Source organism: Roseivivax sp. THAF197b, from assembly GCF_009363255.1.
Lineage (GTDB): Bacteria > Pseudomonadota > Alphaproteobacteria > Rhodobacterales > Rhodobacteraceae > Roseivivax.
On the sequence record NZ_CP045318.1, the window covers coordinates 2,507,846 to 2,528,062 of the forward strand.

A 20,217-nucleotide genomic window follows, 5' to 3' on the forward strand; every position below is an offset into this window, starting at 1 on the left:
TCGCGCGCGCGCGCCTCAAGACGGCGCGGACTGTGCCCCCTTGGCGGGCCTGCCGGCCCCGCATCGAAGACCATGACCGATACACCTTCCCACCCCGCCTTCGACGCCCCGCACACCTGCAAGGACATCGTCCGATGATCGGAGAAGCCTTCGCGGTCGCGGCGGCCCTGCTTTATGCGTTCGGCTCCGTCGCCGTCACGCAGGATGCACGCGAAAATGGCGGCCGAGGCACGGCGGTTGTCCTGTCCATCCTGCTGACAACCGCTATTTCAGGGCTGCTGTGGCTGTTCATCGGGCTTCCGTTGCCGACCCCGTCGGAAGGCCTTTGGGCCGGTATCGCGTATTTCTGCGTGGCGGGCCTTCTGGCGACCGTCATAGGGCGCGTTTTCTTCTTCCGTGCGATTGAGCTGACGGGCGCTGTTGAAAGTTCACTATTTCGTCGGCTGATCCCAATTTTCGCAGTTGTGATGGCCGTGATCTTCCTCGGAGAACGCGTCACGCTGTCCACCGCTGTAGCTATCGTGCTGGTCTTCGCGGGTGTGGGAATCGTGATCCTGTCGGTGCCGGAAAACCCGCAGGCGGCAAAGGTCAACACGGCAGAGCGCAAGGATCGCATGACCGGTCGCCTGCTTGGTGTTGGGTCAGCAGCCAGCTACGGTGGTGCCTATGTGACGCGGAAGTTCGGCATGGTCTGGCTTCCGGATCCATTGGCGGGCACTTTCATTGGCGCGATTGCGGGCCTTGTCGTTTTTTGCGCATTGGCGCCTTTGAACGAGCATTTCCGCGCCCAGATACGCGCTGTGCTGCGCAGGCCCACGCGCTGGCAGGTCCTTGCCGCGGGGGCAATCTCGTTCGGTCAGATCGCCCAGTTCACCGCGCTCAAATTCACTTCCGTGACGGCGGTTGCAATAATTGCCTCGATCGAGATGTTCTTTGCCGCCTGGCTTGCTGGCTTCGTGCTTCGCTCCGAACCGCGCCCGGGGCCGCGGCTTTTGGCGGCATCCGTGCTTGCCTTAATCGGCGTTACGATCCTCGCTTTGGATCGTGGTGGAGCATAACGCTTCTGGGAGAAGCCTAGCAGCGAGACAGGTGAAGGTTTGAGCTACCCCCCGAAATTCGGACACTGACATAAGCTACGATTTGCAGTCTGCTGATCTTCGACGAGAAGGAGATCAGAGATATCGAAACGCAAGCAGCACGCGCCTGAGTTCAAGGCGAAGGTCGCGCTGGAAGCCCTGAAAGGCGAGGAGACGGCCGCTGAGCTGGCAAGCCGGTTCGGGGTGCATCCGACAATGATCCATCAATGGAAGCGAGCCCTGCTCGAAGGCGCGTCCGGCGTGTTCGAGCGCGGGAGCCGCAAGAAGCCGGAGATTGACGAGGAGCAGGTGAAGGAGCTCCACGCCAAGATCGGGGAGCTGGCGGTGGCCAACTCTTTTTTGGAACGAAAGCTGAAGCCCTGGGGCGGGAAGTGAGGCGCGGCATGATAGAGCCTGATCACCCGGACCTGTCGATCGGCCAGCAGTGCAAGCTGCTGTCGATCGCGCGCTCGTCTTTCTACTACACCCCCAAGGGCGAGACCAAACAGAACCTCGGCCTGATGCGGCGGATCGACGAGCAGTTCCTCGAGACCCCGTTCTTCGGCGTCCGGCAAATGACCTGGCATCTGCGTAACGACGGACACCTGGTGAACGAGAAGCGGATACGGCGGCTGATGCGCCTGATGGGGCTCATGCCGATTTACCAGAAACCCAACACCAGCAGGCCAGCAAGGGACCACAAGACCTATCCATATCTGCTGAGAGGATTGCGGGTGGAACGTCCAAACCAAGTCTGGTGCTCGGATATCACCTACCTGCCCATGCGGCGCGGATTCCTCTACCTCGTGGCGATCATGGACTGGCACACCCGCAAGATCCTATCCTGGCGGATCTCGAACACGCTGGAGGCCGACTTCTGCGCCGAAGCGCTGAACGAGGCCATCCACAAGTTCGGCCCGCCCGAGATCATGAATACGGATCAGGGATCCCAGTTCACCTCTTTCGCCTGGACGGACCGGCTCCGCCGATCAGGCGTGCGGATCTCCCCTCTCGGCAGATTTGCCGTGCAAATCGCCTGCCGGGCAATGGATGGATGGGAAAGGCCGCTTCCTCGACAACATCTTCATCGAAAGGTTGTGGCGCACCCTAAAATACGAGTGTGTCTACCTGCATGCCTGGGAGACAGGATCGGAGACGAAGGCGGCGATCCAGAAATGGATGACCTTCTACAACTACCGGCGCCCTCACTCAGCCCTTGGCGGCAAGCCACCGGCGCTGGTCTTTTGGCAAAGAAATGATATCAACCAACCCGATCAGCAGGTGCACCGAGTAGCTTAATTTACGCCAGATCCTGTCCAAGAGATGGGGAGTAGCTCACCAGACCTCAACGTTCGCATTTCGCCACTTCACTCAAATCTATCACCCGATGCAGGCTTTTGCCTCAGAGGGTCCCACAGGCGAGAGCCCCCCACCCCTTCGGATCGCGATCCCGGTTTTCGTGAGCAAAAATCTGGGCTTCAATTAGTTCACATCCAAACCCGACTAACAACCATTACCCGTGATCCGGTTTTGCCCAGTTCCTTCTTGATCGCGCGCGCCTGTGGTAAAATCAGCCTATCTCGAACAGTCATCGAGTAGTGCTGTTTCTCCATTCCCACGTATTCTACTAGTTGAGGTTCGAACTGTATCTGCAAACGACCCTAAAACCTCGCCAACCCATCGCTCATACCACTAAATACAATATGGCTAACGCTGCAAAGACGTTTCTGCCTTCCTAAATTCAATACATCTCAGCTATGATGAAGCGGGAAAAGCTTAGAATATTTCTTCAAGGCTTTACAATGCTCTCGACAAGGTTGGGCGAAAAGTATGGATTCGCCTGTCTGCATACAGGATTTTGCGAAACCGCGTAAGCCAACATGCAGTTCTGGGTAGGCCTAAAGGCTAGCGTCAAACCGTCTAATGTAATTCTTGATTTCGGATTGCAGGCGGTTAGCTGTGGCGTTTTCCGGATCAATTTGCAACCAAAAACCTATGCGACCTAAAAGCCGCTCTAACAGAAGCGGGTCCCGTATTCCGATGGTTTTACTATGTTCGAAGTAGTCCCGCTTCAGTACGTGATACGCCTCAAGTTTAATTTCTCGGATTGAACTCCTAGGCAAAGCAAGCTTACCATTTGACACTGAAATACCAGTGATGATTTTCTGTTTCTTACCTTTCAAAAGACGTGTTTTCTTTTCGTTTACTATGAAGCCTTGTTTTTCAATGATATATTTAATCTGATTTATTTCCGTACTACCGATATCATCACCAGAAAAGGTGAGGTCATCTGCATAACGAGTATATGTTATTCCCTTGCCATCGGCATAACTACAAAGGCCTAAATCGAGCCTACTCGCAACCAAGTTACTTAGGGCAGGACTGGTCGCGGCACCTTGAGGCAGCCTGCGATTCAAACAGCAGATGCGGGTAAGAAAATAGGACACGGAAACCGGATAACCTACGCCTAGAAAGATTCTCATTACTTGATTTTGTGAGACCGATGGAAAAAATTCCTGAAGTCAATCTTTAAAACCACTTTCTTTTTCAGATGTAGTCGTGCGTTGTCTACAATTGATCTACCCGTGACAAACCCATTACAACATTTGTTGACTTCTAGCTTGGACAATATTTCTGACAGCACCCACCTTTGCACCTCTAGGAGCACCGGCGAAGGTGTAGCAATTTCTCTTTCGCCACCGAGGCGCTTTGGAATTGAGAACGTTCGATAGTACGAAGGTGTGGACAGGACGATGCGCACAAGCGTACTTTCCTGCACGCCCAACATCTCTGACAGATGCCGCAGCTCGAAGATGGGTGGAAGACCAAACTCTTCGAGCTTTTCGATATACCGGAGGTATCCCTTTACTAGATCGCGTCTTCCTTTGACGCGCGCATAAAAAAAGGCTTGCCAGTCCTGAACTGTATATGTGTCCGTCATATTTGCATGCGACGAGGAGCCTCAATACCTATATATGATTGTCTGGATCTTGCCAAAAAGAAACAGACAGTCATAGCTAGTTCTTTATGAACTAGCTGATGTTCTGCAAGAACGTCAGCTCCTGCTGAAAGCGGGAGCTATCGTTAACGCAGGCCTCAATCACCGATGCGAATGCGCCTCGAAGTGCTATTGCTTGGCTCCTCTTCATCGGGAGGATATCACAATAATCTTCTCCATCAACTCAACTTATGAAAAAAGTTTCTATCGACTGAGCCTAGTTTGGGCATGTATGGCTGACCGACTCTTAAGCGAGCCACGTCTTCACCATGAGGATCGCTCCAGTGCCGTTTGCTGCTCATAAAAATCTTCCTACGATTACCTAGAACCCATCGGATACCTTTTTCAGTGAGCCTGGCATTTATTCCGTCAACTTGACACAAGCCTTCACCCTCAAGAAAATTTACCACGGAAACCACTTGCGCGGGCGAGAGAAGGAAATCCTCATGTAGCTCATACAAATCCAACCAATCGCCCGATTGGAATAGAGCTAAGATTACCTCGCGCTCATTACTCGTACTCATCTTAAACCCTTGGAAGCAATGCTGTACGGTCCAAATTTGGCTTGACCTTGCGCCACCAGAAGATTGGAAAGTTATTATTAGGTGGATTCTCTCCCTCCAAGTAACAAAGAGCTTCTGACCGCCTCCAACCAAATGCGTAGTCTTTGATCTTCTTGTTCCCGTAGCGATCAGCTAATTTTTCCTCAATGGACTCCATAAGCTTGACAGCATTCACCGAATCTTGGCCCGAGTAAAAATCGCAAATCCCTTTTTTAAGCCAATGCACGGAATAGAAATCCTTTACTAAAGGACAGATGACCTCCTTGCTTTGCTCCATTGAGGAACCGACAGCGACAAATAGCGATGCCGATTTACCTGCTTGCTGCAATTTCTCGCGAAGCCAAAGCACTTTTTTCGAGATCGTTTCACCACTGCCGCAGAAATCGTCAACAATAATGATATTGCTCCCGTCTTTGGTTCGGTCAACGACCTCGCGCAAACTGCTTATGAAGTTATGAGTTTTCCAATCTGCGTATTCTGCAAGTGGGCCCTTGAATTGCTGAACAGCCGCCGAACTGCTGTCGGCGCAACCATTGTCCTGCAATGCAATCAACATGGTGTTTGTTGGCAGACACTTCCAATCCCTGGAGATTTTGGATGCAATACTCCGACGGTCCTCCAAGTACTGCTGAGCCGAGCGGAAGTGAAATCGAGATATCAGGTCAACAATAAGGTTTTTTTGCCCCTCATCGTCACAAACTGCAAGCGTGTCGTAAAGTTCTTCCGATCTACGGGTGAGCCACGGCTGCTGAGTGGTCAACTGCATTAGCATCCCAAACATATCGCGCGTCATTGTTTCTTTTGCGCGAAGTATTTCGTCATCTGCCATTTTGCCACACTATCCACGACAAATCCCGGAAGCCACGCTAAATCTTACAGTGGCGAGAGGGTAGTGCTTGTGTCAACTCCCTGGAAAACTGCGCCGTGCAAGGTTGTATGTCTCGATGAACCTGCGTGTCTGTGCGCTCCCACCCGATGGAAGGAGACGATGGAGCGCGAACTATACCGCCGTACTGACGCCCACCTGCCCGCTGGCATCGGCGGATCGGTCTCTCGCCTTGCCTTAGGGACGGAAGGGGAACAAGAAGACGACGAAGAATGAGCGCGCACTCCCGTGGTCAATAACGTGGTCATTAAGACGGCTCCTTATCGCCTCAAGTCACTGTAATTAAATTAAAAACACCTTGGCGGAGGAGGTGGGATTCGAACCCACGGTACGCTTTCACGCACGCCGGTTTTCAAGACCGGTGCAATCGACCACTCTGCCACTCCTCCGACCGCGCGAGCGTTAGCGCCGTTCACGCGATTCTGAAAGCCGCAGCCGCGTGGAAATTTGCCGATTGTCGCGCACGGGCTTTTCATGCGTGCGCGGCCTCTGTATCGTCGCGAGGACAAGCGCGCATCCGAGGCAGCGCGCGGCATGGACGAGAGCGGGACAGAAGATCCGGCACATTCGTCCGCACGGGGGCACAGGCAAGGCGGAGCGGTACCATGAACATTCTTTACGGGCGGGGCAACAAGGCCGCGGTCCTTTGCGCAGCATTGCTGGCGCTTGGCGCCTGCGACAGCGTCAGCATGCCGGGCTTCCTGCAGGCCAATCCGTCCTCGGGCGATGGCGGCGCTGAGCAAAGAGTGACGCGCGGCGCCACCAGCGAACGCGATGTCGAAGCGCCCGAGGTCTTCGAGGTCCGGGAAGCCGGGCTCTGGGACGGTCGGCCCTCCCTGGGCGGCGTCTGGGTCGCGCATCCCGACGTCACAGAGCCCGAGCGCGTCATCATCCGCAACCTCTCCAACGGGCAATTCGTGATCGGGGCCCTGTTCAAGCGCGAACGCGAAACCCCCGGGCCGCGGCTTCAGGTCTCCTCTGATGCCGCGGCGGCGATCGGGATGCTTGCAGGATCGCCCACCAACCTGCACGTGGTCGCCCTGCGCCGCGAGGAAGTGGCGGCCCCTGCTGCTGCGAGCGCCGTCGCGAGCGATGGCGTTGCCGATACGGGCGGCGAGGCCATGGCCGATGCAGGCGAAATCGAGGCCTCCGCGCTGGATCCGGTCGCGGCAGGCGCGGCGGCTGCCCTCGATGCGGCTCCGTCGCCGACGCCCGCTCCGGCCGCAGCGCCCGCCCCCGCGCCGGTGGAAACCGCCGCCGCAGCGCCCGCGCGTCCGACTTCGTCGCTGGCACGGCCCTTCGTGCAGATCGGGATCTTCTCGGTCGAGCAGAACGCCCGCAACACCGCCACCGCCATGCGGCAGGCGGGCATGGTCCCCACGGTCAAGCAGCAAAGCTCGTCCGGCAAGACCTTCTGGCGCGTGATCGTGGGCCCGGCCCAGTCGAAATCCGAAATCGACGCCCTGCTCGAGAAGATCCGCGCGGAAGGCTTCACCGATGCCTACGCGGTGTCGAACTGATAGAATGATCACACCCGGGCGCCGGACGTGCCCGGGCACCTGCCCTTTTCAAGGTTCTGGAGCTGCCCCATGACCGCATTGTTCAAGACCCTCATCGCCGCGTGGAGCGCGGCCCTGCTGACGGCCAGCGCCGCCTTCGCCTTCGACACCTCGGCGCGCGCGGCCTTCGTGCTCGACCAGAAGACCGGCACGGTGCTCTTGGCCAAGAACGCCGATGATGCGTTGCCGCCTGCCTCCATGTCGAAACTGATGACGCTCTACATGGCGTTCGAGGCCGTGCGCGACGGTCGGCTCTCCCTTGACGAGCGGCTGCCCGTCTCCAGCAATGCCATGTCCTATGGCGGCTCGACCATGTTTCTCGACACGACCGACCGTGTGAGCGTCGAAGACCTGCTGCGGGGCATCATCGTGCTTTCGGGCAATGATGCCTGCGCGGTGATCGCGGAGGCGCTGTCGCCCAACGGGACCGAGCGCGGCTTCGCCGATCTGATGACCCGGCGCGCACAGCAGATGGGCATGACCAATTCGGTGTTCAAGAACGCCTCGGGCTGGCCTGCCGAGGGCCACGTGATGTCGATGCGCGACCTCGTGCTTCTGGCCAATCGGATCATCGCCGACTACCCCGAATTCTACGACATGTTCGACGAGCAGCGCTTCGAATTCGACGGTCGCGCGCCGCAGAACGTCTCCAACCGCAACCCGCTGCTGGGTCTCGGCATCGGCGCGGACGGTCTCAAGACCGGGCACACCCAGGAAGCAGGCTACGGGCTCGTGGGATCGGCCAAGCAGGGCGACCGCCGCGTGATCTTCGCGATCACCGGGCTCGACAGCACCCGCGCCCGCGCCGAGGAAAGCGAAGCCATCGTCAACTGGGCCTTCCGCCAATTCGCCGAGAAGGAAGTTGTTACGGGCGGCAATGTCGTGGCCTCCGCCGATATCTGGATGGGCGCCGAAGACAGCGTGGGCCTCGTCGCCGAGGAGGACGTGACCCTGCTGATCCCGACACTCACGGGCGCGCCGCTGGCTGCCGAAGTGGTCTATACCGGCCCCTTGCAGGCGCCGATCCAGGCCGGTCAGAAACTGGCCGAGCTGATCATCCGTCCCGAAGGCCTGCCCGATCACCGCGTGCCGCTGGTGGCCGCAACGGACGTGCCGGGGGCAGGCTTTGTCGATCGTGTGATGAATGTCGCGGGCGTTCTGATCGGCCGGGCCCTCGCCTCGGGCGATGCGGCCACCGCCGGTGACGGCGCCGAAGAACCGGCTGCCGAGGCTTCGTGAGCCGGGGCACCTTCGTCAGCTTCGAGGGCATAGACGGGTCGGGCAAATCCACACAGGCGCGGCGTCTGGCACGCGCGCTTGAGGATCAGGGCCACGCGGTCGTGCTGACACGTGAACCCGGCGGCTCCCCGGGGGCGGAGGAAATCCGCAAGCTGGTGCTCGAGGGCGACCCGGACCGCTGGTCCGCCGAGACGGAGCTTCTGCTCTTCACCGCAGCGCGCCGCGATCACCTGGAACGCACGATCCGACCGGCGCTGGCACAAGGCGCGATCGTGATTTGTGACCGCTTTGCCGACAGCACCCGCGCCTATCAGGGCCGCACACGCGGCGGGCTGGGCGGCATGGTCGACGATCTGCACGCGCTGATGATCGGCATGGAGCCGGACCTGACCATCCTCGTGGACATGGAGCCCGCAGCCGCCCTCGCCCGTGCCGAGGAACGCGGCGGGGCGGAGCTGCGCTTTGAGGAGTTCGGCCTGTCGCTGCAATCGGAGGTGCGGGATTTCTTTCTCGATCTCGCGAAATCGCATCCCGCGCGCATCCGGGTCATTGACGGGGATCGCACGGCGGACGCGGTCCATGCCGATATCGCCCGCGTGGTGCGCGCCCATCTTGAGCGGCGGCCATGAAGGAACAGACGCTTCCCGATCCCACACAGGTCGATGGCGCGCCGCATCCGCGCGAGACGGAGCGCCTGATCGGCCAGGCCCCGGCAGAGGCGGCCTTTCTCGATGCGTTCAATACCGGGCGGCTCCACCATGCCTGGATGCTCGTGGGCCCCAAGGGTGTCGGCAAGGCGACGCTCGCGTGGCGCATCGCCCGCTTCCTGCTGGCCACGCCCGATCCCGATCCTGAAGGCGATGCCGGGCTGTTCGGTGCGCCCCCCCTGCCCGAGACGCTGGATATCGGCGCCGATCATCCGGTGATGCGCCGCAGTCGCGCAGGCTCCGAGCCGGGGCTCTTTGCACTCACGCGCGGGCCCAATGACAAGGGCGACCGTCTGGCCGCTGAGATCCGTGTCGACCAGGTGCGCAAGCTGAAATCCTTCTTCTCGCTCTCGGCCACCGATGGCGGGCGGCGCGTGGTGATCGTCGATGCCGCTGACGAGATGAACGTGAACGCCGCCAATGCGCTTCTGAAACTGCTGGAAGAACCGCCCGCCCGCACCGTCCTTTTGCTTGTGGTGCACCAGCCCGCGCGGCTTCTGCCCACGATCCGGTCGCGCTGCCGCGAATTGCGCCTGACCCCGCTCGGCCCCGAGGACATGGCCGCAGCCCTCGATCAGGCAGGGGCCGCGCTCTCGCCGCAGGAGGCCGCGGCGCTTGCAGAATTGTCGGCAGGCTCCGTCGGCGCGGCGATGCGGATCGTCGGTCTGGACGGGCTGGCGCTTTATCGCGCGCTTCTTGAAGTGATGGGCACCCTGCCCGACCTCGACACGCCGCGCGCACTCAAGCTTGCCGACGGGCTGGCCCAGCGCGGGCAGGAAGAACGGCGGGATCTCTTTTTCACGCTTGTCGATCTGGCCTTTGCCCGGCTTGCGCGCACCGGTGTGACCGGCGCGCCGCCCGCGCGTCCCGCAGCCCCCGAGGAAGCCGCACTCTTCTCGCGGCTCGCCCCGCATGCGGCCGCGGGCCGTGCTTGGGCAGACGTGGCGCAGATGGCAGGCGACCGGTCGCGCCATGGACGGGCGGTCAATGTCGATCCCGCATCGCTCGTCTTCGACACGGTGATGAAGATGCGCGAGACCGCCTCCGCCCTGCGCCGCTGATCCGAAGGGCTGCCCTGGCGGGTCATCTGCCGCGTCCTGCAGCATTGCCGCTTTGCAAATCCGCTTGCACGTCCCGCAGCCCCTGCGCCAAGGGCGGGCCACCTTGACCCCTCAGGCCCCATCCTAGATACCGACGCACAACCCAAGGCCCGAGGAGCGCGCATGAGCGAGCCACGCATCACCGACAGCCATTGCCATCTCGATTTCCCGGATTTCGACGAAGAACGCGCCGAGGTGATCGCGCGCGCCGAGGCGGCGGGCGTGCACCGCATGGTCACCATCTGCACGCGCCTCAGGCAGGAGCCGCAGGTTCGCGCCATCGCAGAAGAATACCCGTCCGTTTTCTATGCTGCGGGCACCCATCCGATGAGTGCCGCGGACGAGCCGCTGACCTCGGTCGAGGAACTCGTCACCCTCAGCAAGCACCCGAAATTCGTGGGGCTGGGCGAGACCGGGCTCGACTATCACTACACCGCCGACAGTGCGGAGGTGCAGAAAACCTCGCTCAGGATCCATATCGAGGCCGCGCAGGAGACGGGCCTGCCGCTCATCATCCATGCGCGCGATGCCGATGACGAAATGGCCGAGATCCTTGAGGCGGGCTATGCCAAGACGCCCTTCACCTGCGTCATGCATTGCTTCTCGTCAGGTGCGGAACTGGCCCGGCGCGCATTGGCGATGGATTTCTACCTGTCCATGTCGGGCATCGCCGCCTTCAAGAAAAGCCAGGAGCTGCGCGATATCTTCGCCACTGCCCGGCCCGAACGAATCCTTGTGGAAACCGACAGCCCCTATCTCGCCCCGCCCCCCTATCGCGGCAAGCGCAACGAGCCGGGCTATACCGTGCACACGGCGAAGGTTGGCGCCGAGGTCTTCGGCATGGATTACGCCGAGTTTGCAGCCCAGACGGAGGCCAATTTCGACCGGCTGTTCTGGAAGGCCGCGCAATACGCGAAGGCTGCATGATGGGCGAATTGCGCTTCACCATCCTCGGCTGCGGGTCTTCGGGCGGCGTGCCTCGCCTTGGCGGGCATTGGGGCGATTGTGACCCCGAGAACCCGAAGAACACGCGCCGCCGCTGTTCCCTGCTGATCGAGCAGGAAGGCGCAGACGGCATCACCCGCATCCTGATCGACACATCGCCCGACCTGCGCGCGCAGCTTCTGGGCGCGGGCGTGGGCGAGCTCGACGCGGTGGTCTACACCCATTCCCATGCAGATCATGTGCACGGGATCGACGACCTGCGCATGATCGTCTTCAACATGCGCGCCCGTCTGCCGGTCTGGGCCGATGGCGCCACGCAGGACGCGCTTTATTCGCGCTTCGGCTATGCCTTCACCCAGCCCGAGGACAGCCCCTATCCACCGATCCTCGACATGCACACGATCCATGACGGGCCCTTCACCATTGACGGCGCGGGCGGACCTGTGACGCTCACCCCGTTCGAGGTGAACCACGGCTCCATCGACGCGCTTGGCTTCCGCGTCGGCGATTTCGCCTATCTCCCGGACGTGGTGAAAATCCCCGAGGAGAGCTGGGCCAAGCTCGACGGGCTCGATTGCTGGGTGGTCGACGCGCTGCGCCGCACGCCGCACCCCACCCATGCGCATCTCGACATGACGCTCGACTGGATCAAGCGTGCAGGCCCGCGCCGGGCGGTCCTGACTAACATGCATATCGATCTCGATTACGAGACGGTCGCCGCCGAGACGCCCGAGCACATCACCCCCGCCTATGACGGCATGGTCATCCGCTATGACATCTAGGCAGGCCTGACGCAGATGCAGGCGCTGCTCGACGTCATCATTCCGGTCTTCGTGGTGATCGGCGCGGGCTATGTCGCGGTCTGGCGGGGGCTGTTCACGAACGCCTCCGTCGATGGCCTGATGGCCTTCACCCAGAACTTCGCGATCCCCTGCCTCCTGTTCCGGGCGCTCTGGACGCTCGATCTGGGCGATTCTTTCCACCCGGCGCTTCTGATCTCTTTCTATACCGGATCGGCCACGGGCTTTTTTGCGGGCCTCTTTGCGGGGCGCTACCTCTTCAAGCGGGACTGGGAAGATGCGGTGGCCATCGGCTTCTGCTGCCTCTTCGCGAACTCCGTCCTGATCGGCCTGGCCATAACCGAGCGCGCCTACGGCGAAAGCGCGCTCGAGGCGAACTTCGCCATTATCGCCATGCATTCGCCCTTCTGCTACGGGCTCGGCATCACCACGATGGAGATCGTGCGCGCCAGGAGCAGCGGCGCGCCCGCCAGGTCCATCCCCGGCACCGTGCTCAAGGCCATGTTCCGCAATGCGCTGGTGATCGCGATCCTCTTGGGCGCGCTCTTCAACTTCTTCAGCCTCGGCCTGCCGCGCCCTGTCGAGGACGCGCTCGACATGATGGTGCGCACGGCCCTGCCCGCGGCGCTGTTCGGGATGGGCGGCGTGCTCTACCGCTACCGGCCCGAGGGCGATTTCCGCATCATCGCGTTTGTCTGCGCGGTCTCGCTGGTGCTGCACCCCTCGATCACTTGGACGCTGGGCAAGGCGTTCTCCCTCGATGTGGCCGAGTTTCGCTCCGCCATCATCACAGCGGCCATGGCACCGGGCATCAATGCCTATGTCTTCGCCAACATGTACGGACGCGCGAGACGGGTCGCGGCCTCCTCGGTGCTCCTGGCCACGGCGCTGTCCGTGGGCACGGTCTGGGTCTGGCTGGCAATTTTGCCGTAATATCAGGGAACCTGACCGGCCACTACACGTTCCCCTCGTGACCGGCTTGCGTCGCGCGCGACGCCGCCTCTATCCCCAGGTACCGTTTCGTCCTGCAGGCCGGTCGTTCTTTAACGCTGCGGGCGCATGACAGATGCGGCCCATGGAGGAAGCGCATCCCATGTCCATTTATGACGCAATTGTTGCCGACCACGAAAACCACCGCAAACTGATGGCCCGCATCGCCGATACCGAAGGCGCCAGCGAAGACCGCAAATCCGCCTGGAACGAGTTCTTCTACGACGTCAAAAGCCACGCCGCCGCCGAGGAAGAGACCTTCTATTCGAAGCTCATGTCGAAGACATGGGGCCAGGACAGCGCCCGCCATTCCGTCGAGGAGCATGGCGAGCTTGACGACCTGATGGAAGAGCTGAACGAGATGGACATGTCGAGCTCCGGCTGGCTGAACAAGTTCAACACTCTGCGCCACGATTACGAACACCACATGGACGAAGAAGAGAAAGAGGTCTTCGGCCGTGCCAAGGAAGTCATCCCCGAGGACGAGATCGAGGGCTATGGCAAGCGGTTCCGCGACCGCAAGGCCGAAGAGATGACGCTGGTCGACAAGAAGCGTGAAGACTCGCTCGAAGACTGACCTGAGTTTTTGCTCCCCCTGAGTGTGAACCTTGGGAGCTGAATGTAGTGGAAACGCCCCGGACCACGTCCGGGGCGTTTTTCGTCCGGCGCATCAAGGCGCTCTATAACCAGCCAGCGGCCACGACGACCTTGGCAGCACCACGGCCGTCGCGGTGCATCCCCGGATCATTCCCGATTGCGGGTTTCCGGATCGATCTCGAAGGCCACCTGGCCGTAGGCCAGAAGCGCAAACAGCCCTGTCCCACCCAGCACATTCCCGAGGAAAGCCGGCAGGATCAGCCCGAACATCGCCGTCGCGACCGAAATATCACCCGAGAGCATCAGCAGGAACGCTTCCTTGGAGCCCGCGACGACGTGGGTGAATTCCCCCATCGCGATCAGGTAGGTGAAGAGAAAGATCACGAAGATCTCGAACCCTTCGGAGGAGGGCAGCATCCACACGATGGCCGCGATGAAGAAGCCTGCCGGGATACCGTATTTGAACGCCTCCAAGGGCGTATATTCCGCGAAATGATGCGAGATCGATTTCATCCCCTCGACATATTCGGGGATGACCGTGCCGCCATGTATGCTCAGGAACGAAACGAAGAAGGTGCCCACCATGTTGGCCGCGAAAACCACCGCCCAAAGGCGCGCGGCGCAGGTCAGCATGGTCAGTGACTTGTCCTTCAGGACCGGCAGGACGACGGTGATCGTATTCTCGGTGAAAAGCTGGATACGGGCCAGGATCACGAGGATGAAACCGACCGTATAGCCCAGATTCTCGATGGGCCCCTGGTAGGGATGATCCGCGAAGATGACGTGCAGGATCCCTTCTGCCAGCACGGAGGCCGAAATGCAGATGCCCGCCGCGATGCCCGACCACCAGAGCGACCAGAGCGGACGCTTCAGCTCCTCGCGTCCTTCAAGGTTGATGACCTCGTAGACCGCGCGCGGCGCCAGGGCGCGGTGCTTGGCGATCTGGCTTGCTTCCTCTGGCGAATAGATAGCGGTATCGGCTTCGCTATCCTTGACCCGGCGGTTGCTATCCTTACCCATATCGCTCCTTCAAAGACAAAAAGCGGGGCACAGGACCCCGCGTACGAGATACTAAACCAGCAGGGCGTCGATCGGTTCCCCAAAGTGCGACCGTGCACCTGTCACAACGTGGCGTGCATCCTCACCGCGGGAAAGGTCACACCATCCTTCAACTGCACGTCGACCGTGCCGTCCTCGACAAAGCCCATGCCGCGGTAGAAGGGCACGGCATTCAGGGTCGACAGGCAGCGCAACGCTCCCAGCCCGTCGCCTTGGGCGTTGATCATGACGTAATCGAGAAGCCGCCGCCCGATGCCCTGCCTCTGGAAGCGGTGATCGCTGACCACGTGGCGCACATGGCCGATGCCCGGCGTCACAAGGCCCGTGCCCGGTGCGCTGCGGGTCCAGCCTCCTGCCCCCACGAGCTTCGAGCCGCGATGCACGAGAAAGAACTTGCCCGACCGCACCAGATCGGGCTGCGCCCGCGAAATGAGCGGCAACGCCTTGCGGCAGATCTCTTCGGGATAGGCCTCCCGAAGAAGAACCGGATAGCTTTGGGAAAACAGCTTGTCGACCGCCACGAAATCGTCGGCCTGGGCAGTCCGTATCGAAAATCGATCAAAGGAATTCATCGGAGCCTCCATCTCCGGGTGAATGGACCCCGAGGATAGCGGCGCTGTGTGACCAACCCAGAAAAAACGCCGCCCGAAACCGGACGGCGCGACAGGATGTCAAATAAGAGGCGCTCTTACTTGATTTTGCCTTCCTTGTACTCGACATGCTTGCGCGCGACCGGATCGTATTTCCGGATCGTCATCTTTTCCGTCATCGTGCGCGCGTTCTTCTTGGTCACGTAGAAATGGCCGGTGCCCGCGGTCGAGTTCAGGCGGATCTTGATGGTGGTCGGCTTCGCCATGGTTCATTACTCCTGCAACAGGCCGACGCAGGGCCCGTGAAATCGGTCAGACCCGCCTTTTACGCATGGCACGTCCACTGTCAACCGGGCGGAGCGGGAAATCATGCGCGGAGGGCCTGTAAGCCGGATTCTGTGTCGGACGGGCGAACCCGTCCCAGACGACCATTCCTCTGGGCCGCCCCTCGCGGAACGGCTCAAGCTGCCAACCCGGACCCCTCGGGCTGAGGCGGCCCTGCGGCGATATCCCCGAAAGGATCAGCCCGCGCGGGGTCCCTATTTGGCATTGCTCCCGGTGGGGCTTGCCATGCGGGTCCGGTTGCCCGTCCCCCGGTGGGCTCTTACCCCACCGTTTCACCCTGGCCGCCGGTTTCCCGGCGGTGGTCTGTTTTCTGTGGCGCTCTCCGTCAGGTTGCCCTGCCCGGGCGTTACCCGGCACCGTTGCCTCAGGGAGTCCGGACTTTCCTCTCTGCCCCGGCCCTTGGGTATGGGACAAAGCGGCCGTCCGGCCCTCCGCGCATGGGGTGCCTTACGCGCGGGGCGTTTCGCGGTCAATCGCGCAGACGGCAGGTTGCCTGCGCTCAGCGCAGAACGAACGGGGCATCGACGAACGCCTCAAGCGCGTCAGTCACCGCGTCGGGCGCATCGAGCATCGGGAAATGCCCCGCGCCCTCGATCCGGGTCAGCCGCGCATCGGGCGCAAGGCCCGACAGAACGTCCTGCCTGCGCGGCGGGCAAAGCGGATCATCCGCGCCGCTGATCAGATGGATGGGCTGTGTGCACCGACGGAACGCGCCCTGGTAATCCCCCCGGCGCTGCAAGGCGCGCGCCTGTCGCAACACGATCTCGGGCCCGAGCGCCTCTACCATGCCGGCGATGCGTGCAAGCCGTGCGCCCCGCGCAATGGCATCGCCGGGCACGGCCCTGGCGAATTCGGCCTCGACCCAATCCGCGATCCGGCCTGCCCGCAGAGCGATCATGCGCGCGTCGCGCTCCGCGGCCTCGGCCGGGGTGTCGGGAAACGGCATGGGCGATATCAGAGCCAGCCGCGCCACCCGCTTGGGCGCCCTGCGCAGAATCTCCAGCGCCACGACGGAGCCCAGCCCGTGTCCGACAAGGGCCACGCGTTGCGGCAGATGGGGCAGCATGGCGCCTGCGATCTCCTCTATCCGCTCGCCACCGACCGGCAGGGCCAGGGTGACGGGACGCGCGCGCGACAGACGCGCCATGGCATGTGAGAACAATTCGGCATTGCCGCCCAACCCCGGAATCAACACCAGGGCCTCGGTCTGCGATGCGGCACGCATGGACACGTTCACGGTCGGGATCTTCCTGCTCTGTTGCACCTGTTCGCCGGTGCCTTTGCGAGGATGCTAGCAAAACGCCTGCGGCGAATCTGCCCCCGAGGCGTGGTCCCTCTTGCGAAAACGCGGCACCCGTGCTTTCCGCGCCGCATGCAGGTGAATACGCTCATTCTCGGGGCCGGTGCGGCGGGCATGATGTGCGCGGCCCATGCCGGGCCCGGCACGCTGGTCATCGACCACGCCAAGGCGCCGGGCGAGAAGATTCGCATCTCGGGCGGCGGGCGGTGCAATTTCACCAATCTCGATATCCAGTTCGACCGCTATCTCGGCCAGAACCCGCATTTCCACAAATCCGCCATGTCGCGCTACACGCAGTGGGATTTCATCGCGCGAGTGTCCGAGGCGGGCATTCCGTGGCACGAAAAGACGCTCGGCCAATTGTTCTGTGACACAAGCGCCAAGGACATCATCTCACTCCTGCGACATGACATGGAGGCTGCAGGCGCCGATCTGTGGCTGCGCACATCGCTGGTCGATCTGAGCCATGCAGACGGCATATTCACTGCAATCCTTGAGCGCGAAGGCACGCGGCGTACCGTGAAGGCACGGAACCTCGTCCTCGCCACCGGCGGCAAATCCATCCCCAAGATGGGCGCCACGGGTATGTCCTATGACATCGCGCGCCGCTTCGGACACTCCATCACCGAAACCCGCCCCGCCCTCGTCCCGCTGACTTTCCCCGATGGCAAGTTCAAACCCTTGTCGGGCGTCGCCTGCCCCGCCCGCGCGGGTTGCAACGGCACCACCTTCGACGAGGCGCTGCTGTTCACCCATCGGGGCCTTTCGGGCCCGTCGATTCTGCAGATCTCCAGCTATTGGCGCGAAGGCGACGCGGTGTCACTGGATCTCTTGCCCGAGGTCGACCTCACCGCGACCCTCTCCGAGAAACGCCGCAGCGATGGCAAGAAGCAGATCGCGACCGAGCTTGTCCGCCATCTGCCGCAACGGCTGGTGGAATACCTCGCAGGCGAGATGGACCTGTCGGGTCGTCTAGGCGATCTCTCCGACGCCCGCATCGCCGAAATCGCGGGTGCGCTGTCGGATTGGCAGGTCCGGCCCGGCGGCACGGAAGGCTACCGCACCGCGGAGGTGACTCTGGGCGGCATCGCCACCGACGACATCTCCTCGAAGACCATGATGTCGGCGCATCTGCCCGGTCTCTACATGATCGGCGAGGCCGTCGATGTGACCGGCTGGCTCGGAGGCTACAACTTTCAATGGGCCTGGTCATCGGGCTGGGCGGCAGGCCAGGCCATCGTGGAGCGCGGGCCGCGCTGAGCGCGCGGTTTGCAACACTTCCGTGACACTCGGGGCCAATGAGCACGGCGCCGTCTTGAAATCGTCACGCAACCGATACAAATCGGGAGGATGTTCAAGCCCGGCTCCCCCAGTTCCGTCACCCGTGACATGCAGCGCGCGATTGCCGCGCAGGTGCCGCGCAAGGTCGCGCGTGATCTGTGGAACCGGGTGCGCTACGGCACCGAAGCCCCCCAAAGCGACGAATGCATCTGGGTCGACCCGCTTGCGGTCAAGCATTCCTATATCGGCACGGGCGACGTGCCCTTGCGCCGCTCGAATTCCGGGCAGGTCCTGCCCGGAGATTGGGACCTGAATGTCCGGCCACTGGTGGCGAATACGAAGGAAATCTCCTGCCGCCTGCACTTCGTCGAGGGCCTGCCCTGGCGGGAGACACCGATCTACCAGAAGCTGAAGGGTCTAATCGAGGCCGGCAAACGCCCCGATGCGCTCTCCTCCATCGAGGAACTTGACGCGCGCTACGAACGGCTGGACCGCCTGTGGGAATATGCCCGCCGCGAAGGGCTGCGGCCGCGCCGGGATACGCCGGATTATTACCGCCGCGAACATGGTGGCATTCTGGTCCATGTGGGCCGGGACGGGCGCCTGATCCGGTCGGGCGGCGCGATGCATCGCTTCGCGGTGGCGCGCCTTCTGCAATTGCCGCGCATTCCCGCCCAGCTGGGCGCGGTCCACCCCGCCGCACTCAAGGCCGGGTATCTCGACGCGCTGCGTCAGCCGCCCAGCACGGCCCGGACCTGAGCCACGAAATCCTCGCCCCGGCGTTCGAAATTGTCGTATTGATCGAAGCTTGCGGCTGCGGGCGCCAATAGCACGACCTCTCCGGGCTCTGCCTCTGCTGCCGCGCGGGCGACGGCTGTGGCCATGTCGGTGCAGACCTCCGCCTCGGTCGCGTCGAGACCCAGCGCAAATTGCGCCGCCTCCCGGCCGATCACGTAGGCTTTCGCTACATGCGGCAGGCCGGGCGCCAGCGCCGCGAGCCCGCCTTCCTTCATCAGGCCGCCGCAGACCCACCGGATTCGATCGAACGCCAAGAGCGCCTTCAGCGCCGCATCCACATTGGTGGCCTTGCTGTCATTGACGAAGCGAACGCCATCGCGCTCCGCCACGATCTGGCTGCGATGCGGCAAACCCTGGAAGGTGCGCAAAGCCGCCTCGATCTGGCGCGGACCGAGACCCAGCGTGCGTGCCGCCGCATAGGCCGCGCAGGCGTTCTGATGGTTATGCGCACCGGGCAGGCCCGGAATATCGCGCAGATCGATGGAGCCGACCTGCTTGCCCTTGCGCCATTCGGTCAGGAAGCCCTTGCGCGCCTGCACGATCCAGCCCGGCCCCGAAAGCTTCTGCCCGACCGAGACCCGGATCACCCGGTCATCCGAGCGCGCTGTGGCCAGCTGGTTGGCGAGATACCGCCCCTCGGGCTCATCGACACCGATGACGGCGCGGTCCGGCCCCCCTTCCGCGAAGAGCCGCCGCTTGGCCGCGAAATAGCCCCCATGGCCCGCATGTCGGTCCAGGTGATCGGCGCTGAGATTGGTGAAGACCGCGATGTCGGGTGTGAGCGCGCGCGCAAGCTCGGTCTGGTAGGAGGAGAGCTCAAGCACCACGACGCCCGCCTCCCCCGGCGGGTCGATATCCAGCACACCGCGCCCGATATTGCCCGCAAGCTGGACGTCACGCCCCGCCTCTTCGAGGATATGATGGATCAGCGCCGAGGTGGTGGATTTCCCGTTCGATCCCGTCACGGCCACGACCTTCGGCGGCGTTTCCAGATCGTCCCATGCGCCCGAGGAAAGCGCGCGGAAAAAGAGCCCGATGTCATTATCGACGGGCACGCCCGCCTCATAGGCCGCCGCGATCACGGGGTTCGGCGCGGGGTAGAGATGCGGGATGCCCGGACTTGTCACCAGCAGCGTAAGATCATCGAGCGCGCCGGGCTTGCCGAGGGCCCGGGTCTCGAACCCCGAAGCCTCGGCGCGGGCGCGCGCTTCGGGGTTGTCGTCCCAAAGGATGGGATGCGCACCGCCCTCGCGCAATGCGGCCGCCGCCGAAAGACCACTGCGCCCGAGGCCCAGAATTCCCACCTTTTCGCCTTCGAACCCATGCACCGGAATCATGTCCGCCCCCCGTCTTTCATCCAGCCCAAGCGCTAGGATATCCGGGG

Annotated in this window: 19 protein-coding genes, 1 tRNA gene, 1 other RNA gene and 1 pseudogene; 12 read left to right on the forward strand and 10 right to left on the reverse strand. The window is 62.0% G+C overall.

The annotated features are described in order from the left end of the window. Positions 1–134: 134 nt before the first annotated feature. Positions 135–1,058, forward strand: coding sequence for a DMT family transporter (locus FIV09_RS12130; protein ID WP_152450189.1), 924 nt, complete (start codon positions 135–137; stop codon positions 1,056–1,058). 120 nt (positions 1,059–1,178) lie between these two features. Beyond that, a pseudogene (locus FIV09_RS12135) lies at positions 1,179–2,375 on the forward strand (IS3 family transposase). A 599-nt stretch (positions 2,376–2,974) separates the two neighbouring features. Here the strand turns inward: FIV09_RS12135 and FIV09_RS12140 are convergent. The 4 genes from FIV09_RS12140 to FIV09_RS12155 form a co-directional block, all read right to left on the reverse strand. Further along, the gene (locus FIV09_RS12140) at positions 2,975–3,559 is read right to left on the reverse strand and encodes a reverse transcriptase family protein (protein WP_152450190.1); all 585 of its coding nucleotides are present in this window, start codon (positions 3,557–3,559) and stop codon (positions 2,975–2,977) included. After that, entirely contained in the window at positions 3,559–4,017 is a 459-nt protein-coding gene (locus tag FIV09_RS12145; protein WP_152450191.1) for a hypothetical protein, read from the reverse strand. Before FIV09_RS12145 ends, FIV09_RS12140 begins: the two co-directional genes overlap by 1 nt. 582 nt (positions 4,018–4,599) lie before the next feature. Then, a complete protein-coding gene (locus FIV09_RS12150; protein ID WP_152450192.1) occupies positions 4,600–5,466 on the reverse strand; it encodes a phosphoribosyltransferase in 867 nt (288 codons plus the stop codon). A gap of 356 nt (positions 5,467–5,822) precedes the next feature. Beyond that, positions 5,823–5,912, reverse strand: a tRNA-Ser gene (locus tag FIV09_RS12155). A gap of 216 nt (positions 5,913–6,128) precedes the next feature. Here FIV09_RS12155 and FIV09_RS12160 point away from each other — a divergent pair. The 8 genes from FIV09_RS12160 (at position 6,129) to FIV09_RS12195 (ending at position 13,440) form a co-directional block, all read left to right on the forward strand. Continuing rightward, positions 6,129–7,043, forward strand: a complete 915-nt coding sequence (locus tag FIV09_RS12160) for an SPOR domain-containing protein (protein ID WP_152450193.1) — start codon at positions 6,129–6,131, stop codon at positions 7,041–7,043. A gap of 69 nt (positions 7,044–7,112) precedes the next feature. Further along, entirely contained in the window at positions 7,113–8,321 is a 1,209-nt protein-coding gene (locus FIV09_RS12165; RefSeq protein ID WP_152450194.1) for a D-alanyl-D-alanine carboxypeptidase family protein, read from the forward strand. After that, positions 8,318–8,950, forward strand: coding sequence for a dTMP kinase (gene tmk, locus FIV09_RS12170; protein WP_152450195.1), 633 nt, complete (start codon positions 8,318–8,320; stop codon positions 8,948–8,950). Before FIV09_RS12165 ends, tmk begins: the two co-directional genes overlap by 4 nt. After that, positions 8,947–10,089 carry a DNA polymerase III subunit delta' gene (locus tag FIV09_RS12175; RefSeq protein ID WP_152450196.1) on the forward strand — a complete coding sequence of 381 codons (1,143 nt, stop codon included), beginning with the start codon at positions 8,947–8,949 and terminating at the stop codon, positions 10,087–10,089. Before tmk ends, FIV09_RS12175 begins: the two co-directional genes overlap by 4 nt. 162 nt (positions 10,090–10,251) lie before the next feature. Continuing rightward, positions 10,252–11,055, forward strand: coding sequence for a TatD family hydrolase (locus FIV09_RS12180; RefSeq protein ID WP_152450197.1), 804 nt, complete (start codon positions 10,252–10,254; stop codon positions 11,053–11,055). Further along, entirely contained in the window at positions 11,055–11,855 is an 801-nt protein-coding gene (locus tag FIV09_RS12185) for an MBL fold metallo-hydrolase (protein WP_152452573.1), read from the forward strand. The genes FIV09_RS12180 and FIV09_RS12185 overlap by 1 nt, the downstream gene beginning before the upstream one ends. Positions 11,856–11,870: 15 nt before the next feature. After that, positions 11,871–12,806 (forward strand): AEC family transporter, encoded by a 936-nt coding sequence (locus tag FIV09_RS12190; RefSeq protein ID WP_152450198.1) that lies wholly within the window; start codon positions 11,871–11,873, stop codon positions 12,804–12,806. 160 nt (positions 12,807–12,966) lie between these two features. Beyond that, on the forward strand, positions 12,967–13,440 hold the full coding sequence (locus tag FIV09_RS12195) for a hemerythrin domain-containing protein (protein ID WP_152450199.1): 474 nt from the start codon (positions 12,967–12,969) through the stop codon (positions 13,438–13,440). A gap of 167 nt (positions 13,441–13,607) precedes the next feature. Here FIV09_RS12195 and FIV09_RS12200 read toward each other — a convergent pair whose 3' ends face one another. The 5 genes from FIV09_RS12200 to FIV09_RS12220 all read right to left on the reverse strand — a co-directional run bounded on the left by FIV09_RS12200 (position 13,608) and on the right by FIV09_RS12220 (position 16,718). Further along, entirely contained in the window at positions 13,608–14,480 is an 873-nt protein-coding gene (locus FIV09_RS12200; RefSeq protein WP_152450200.1) for a formate/nitrite transporter family protein, read from the reverse strand. 101 nt (positions 14,481–14,581) lie between these two features. Then, a complete protein-coding gene (locus FIV09_RS12205; protein ID WP_172975708.1) occupies positions 14,582–15,091 on the reverse strand; it encodes a GNAT family N-acetyltransferase in 510 nt (169 codons plus the stop codon). A 116-nt stretch (positions 15,092–15,207) separates the two neighbouring features. Beyond that, positions 15,208–15,375, reverse strand: coding sequence for a 50S ribosomal protein L33 (gene rpmG / locus FIV09_RS12210; protein ID WP_010441901.1), 168 nt, complete (start codon positions 15,373–15,375; stop codon positions 15,208–15,210). A gap of 103 nt (positions 15,376–15,478) precedes the next feature. Then, positions 15,479–15,889: RNase P RNA component class A (gene rnpB, locus FIV09_RS12215), an RNA gene on the reverse strand. Positions 15,890–15,953: 64 nt separating this feature from the next. Then, positions 15,954–16,718, reverse strand: a complete 765-nt coding sequence (locus FIV09_RS12220; protein ID WP_152450202.1) for an alpha/beta fold hydrolase — start codon at positions 16,716–16,718, stop codon at positions 15,954–15,956. A gap of 108 nt (positions 16,719–16,826) precedes the next feature. On the opposite strand from FIV09_RS12220, the gene FIV09_RS12225 reads away from it, so the two are divergent. After that, positions 16,827–18,014 carry an NAD(P)/FAD-dependent oxidoreductase gene (locus FIV09_RS12225; protein WP_152450203.1) on the forward strand — a complete coding sequence of 396 codons (1,188 nt, stop codon included), beginning with the start codon at positions 16,827–16,829 and terminating at the stop codon, positions 18,012–18,014. A 90-nt stretch (positions 18,015–18,104) separates the two neighbouring features. Further along, complete coding sequence (locus FIV09_RS12230; RefSeq protein ID WP_152450204.1) at positions 18,105–18,794, forward strand: hypothetical protein; 690 nt, start codon at positions 18,105–18,107, stop codon at positions 18,792–18,794. Here FIV09_RS12230 and murD read toward each other — a convergent pair. Then, the gene (gene murD / locus FIV09_RS12235; protein ID WP_152450205.1) at positions 18,767–20,170 is read right to left on the reverse strand and encodes a UDP-N-acetylmuramoyl-L-alanine--D-glutamate ligase; all 1,404 of its coding nucleotides are present in this window, start codon (positions 20,168–20,170) and stop codon (positions 18,767–18,769) included. The genes FIV09_RS12230 and murD overlap by 28 nt on opposite strands. Positions 20,171–20,217 lie beyond the last annotated feature (47 nt).